At 66.5% G+C, this 2979-nt stretch carries 4 protein-coding genes and 1 pseudogene; 3 read left to right on the forward strand and 2 right to left on the reverse strand.

All coding sequences use genetic code 11. The features are described from left to right. A pseudogene (locus tag VFH65_RS18915) lies at positions 1-404 on the forward strand (haloalkane dehalogenase); the annotation flags it as partial. Between the two features lie 3 nt (positions 405-407). Here VFH65_RS18915 and VFH65_RS18920 read toward each other — a convergent pair. Together VFH65_RS18920 and VFH65_RS18925 are read right to left on the reverse strand one after the other, a co-directional pair. Continuing rightward, a complete protein-coding gene (locus VFH65_RS18920) occupies positions 408-1112 on the reverse strand; it encodes a DUF3060 domain-containing protein (RefSeq protein WP_353323515.1) in 705 nt (234 codons plus the stop codon). 13 nt (positions 1113-1125) lie between these two features. After that, a complete protein-coding gene (locus tag VFH65_RS18925; RefSeq protein ID WP_353323516.1) occupies positions 1126-1839 on the reverse strand; it encodes a DUF3060 domain-containing protein in 714 nt (237 codons plus the stop codon). A gap of 62 nt (positions 1840-1901) precedes the next feature. Between VFH65_RS18925 and VFH65_RS18930 the strand changes: the two genes are divergently transcribed. Continuing rightward, positions 1902-2264: a VOC family protein gene (locus VFH65_RS18930; protein WP_353323518.1), complete on the forward strand. Its 363-nt coding sequence runs from the start codon at positions 1902-1904 to the stop codon at positions 2262-2264. Between the two features lie 52 nt (positions 2265-2316). Continuing rightward, a partial coding sequence (locus tag VFH65_RS18935; protein ID WP_353323519.1) for an NAD(P)/FAD-dependent oxidoreductase occupies positions 2317-2979 on the forward strand: 663 nt, incomplete at its 3' end.

Consider the following 2979-nt stretch of genomic DNA (forward strand, 5'->3'; position numbering starts at 1 on the left):
CCCGCTACACCCCGGTGTTCTCGGCCGGACGCATCGTCTCCGTCGGCACCGTCACCAAGGTGCCCGCAGAGGTGCGCGCAGGCTACGATGCGCCGTTCCCCGACAAGACTTTTCAGGCCGGCGCCCGCGCGTTCCCTCAACTGGTGCCGACGTCGCCCGACGACCCGGCGCTTCCGGCCAACCGCGCCGCCTGGGAGGCGTTGGGCCGATGGGAGAAGCCAGTCCTCTGCGTCTTCGGGGCGCGCGATCCGATCCTCGGGCGAATGGACGGTCCGCTGATCGAGCACGTCCCTGGCGCCGCAGGACAGCCCCACGACCGAATCAACGGCAGCCACTTCATCCAGGAGGACTGCGGTCCTGAGTTGGCCGCGCGGATACTCGCGTGGGACCCCGTCCGGCGCTGAGCCTCAGCCCTGCTCGACGACGTTGTTGAATCCGCCGGTGCCGATCTCCGGGGTCCCCGTATGGAACGTGACTATATTGTCGAACCCCGACGCCATGATGATGGCGGAGCTGTCGACCGTGACGTGATTGTCCATGCCAGACACCGTGAGGCTCGCGCAGTGACCGGTGATTGTGACTACGTTGTTGGAGCCGCTGACGCCGACAGCTCTTTCGTCGCACGCGATCGTCGTTTTCTTGCCGACGCCCGAGATGCTGACATATTCGCCCGGAGGCGTTGGCACGGCTGGTGCCGCACTTGGGGTTTCGACGATGGAGCCGCCCGGCGTGCCCGGCTGTCCACCACTCGGCGCCTTGTCGATTTCTCCTCCGCCGCCTAGCACCTCGGGGATTTCAACCGGTGGCCGCGTTGCGGAGTCCAGCTTGAACATGCTGGTGCTGAAGATGATGACGCCGCCGGCGATGAAGATCAACACGACCGCAATGCCCGCGAACAGCCACCACGCGTTGAAGCCCGACTTCGGCTTCTGCGGCGTCCCCATGTAGGGCGGGGCGCCGTATGTCAGCACGGGTGGAGGCATGTAGGCGCCGGTGTTGTAGTCGGCCCCGCTGGGGTATTCGGTTGTTCCGAGTTCGGACGTGCGGGCGACGTCGGCGAGCGGGCGCTCGAGGTCCCTGATCCGGGCCTCGGGGTCGTCCTGTGACTGCATGCGCCGACGCTCCTCAGCCCTGCTCGACGAGGTTGTCGGAGCCCGCCGTGTCGATCGCCGGCTCCCCGGAGTGGTAGATGACCCGGTTCTCGATGCCCGAGGCGTCGATGGCGTCGGTCGAGTCGACGGTGACGACATTCTGCACGCCCGATACGGTCAGACTCGCGCAGTGACCCGTGATCGTGATCGTATTTTCGATGCCGTTGATGACAATCGCGTCGTCGTTGTCGTTGCAGGCGATCGTCTCATTCTTTCGGATGCCCGAAACAACGAGCGGCGCACCCGGCGGCACAACTGGTGCCGCACTTGGGGTTTCGACGATGACTTCACGACCCGGCGTGCCAGGCGTGCCCGGCTGTCCAGTCGGCGCCTTGTCGACTTGTCCTCCGCCGCCGTACACCTCGGGGATTTCGATTGGTGGTCGGGTGTCCGAGTCGAGGTTGAACATGGTGGCGCTGAAGATGACGACGCCGCCGGCGATGAAGAGCAACACGACCGCAATGCCCGCGAACAGCCACCACGCGGAAAAGCCCGACTTCGGCTTCTGCGGCATCCCCATGTAGGGCGGGGCGCCGTATGTCTGCACCGGTGGAGGCATGTAGGCGCCGGTGTTGTAGTCGGCCCCGCTGGGGTATTCGGTTGTTCCGAGTTCGGACGTGCGGGCGACGTCGGCGAGCGGGCGCTCGAGGTCCCTGATCCGGGCCTCGGGGTCGTCCTGTGGCTGCATGCGCAGATGCTCCCACACCAGTGGCCGTTTGCGCCGCCAGGATTGCGGGAAATTCCGGGTTCATGATCGGAAAGCTTCGTTCCGTCGTCCTCGACTGCAAGCACCCGCGACAGCTGGCGACGTTCTATGCCGGCGTGCTCGGTGGCAGCGTCGAAGAGGACGACCACACCTGGGTCGTGCTCACCGAACCGGCCGGGCGACGGCTCGCATTCCAGCTCTCGCCTGAGCACGAGCCGCCACGGTTCCCCGACCCGCGCGGCTCTCAGCAGTTCCACCTCGACATCCAAGTCGACGACGTCGACCGCGCCGAGCATGACGTGCTTGCGCTGGGCGCCACCCGAGTGACCGACGCCGCCGAGGACGACACCTTCCGGGTCTTCCGTGACCCGGCGGGCCACACGTTCTGCCTGGTGTGGGGAGTATGACGAATCCGTGACTGCCGGCTTGGCGGCGGCCCAAAAGTGGTATCCACAAAAAGTGGTGGCACCGGGTCTCATCGCCATCGGCAGCGGTCCGGCTGGGTTGAGTGCGGCGGAGACATTCCGCGGCAAGCACCCGCACATCCCCGTGCGCATCCTGTCCGCCGACCCGGCCCTTCCGTATGCCAAGCCCCCGCTGAGCAAGGACTTCCTCTGCGGCCGCGAGGTCAAGCTCGAACTGCACAGCCCCGGCTGGTTCGTCCGCAACAACGTCGAGCTCGTTCGCGGCATCACCGTCGACCACATCGACGTGGCCAACCAGGAAGTCGTCACCGCCGGCGGCCGCCGCTACGGGTACTGGCACCTCGTACTGGCGTGCGGCGCCAAGCCCATCCCGCTGCGCGTCCCTGGCGGCGAATCCGCGTTGAGCCTGCGGTCGTTCGCCGACGCCGTCGTCCTGAAAATGGCCGCCCGCAACGCCGACACTGCCGTCGTCGTCGGCGCCGGCTTGATCGGCTGCGAGGCGGCCTCCTGCCTCGCTGAGCGCGGCGTGACCACCACCATGGTCGCCGCCGAGCCGGTGCCTCTGCAGCGCAGATTCGGCGACGACGTTGGTGAGCGGATCGCAAAGCTGCTGTCGCGAAACGGTGTTCGTTTCATCGGATCGACGACGGTTACTGCTGTCGACGACGCAGGCGTCATTTTGGATAGCGGACGCGTC

It is taken from the genome of Mycobacterium sp., from assembly GCF_035697385.1.
GTDB lineage: Bacteria > Actinomycetota > Actinomycetes > Mycobacteriales > Mycobacteriaceae > Mycobacterium.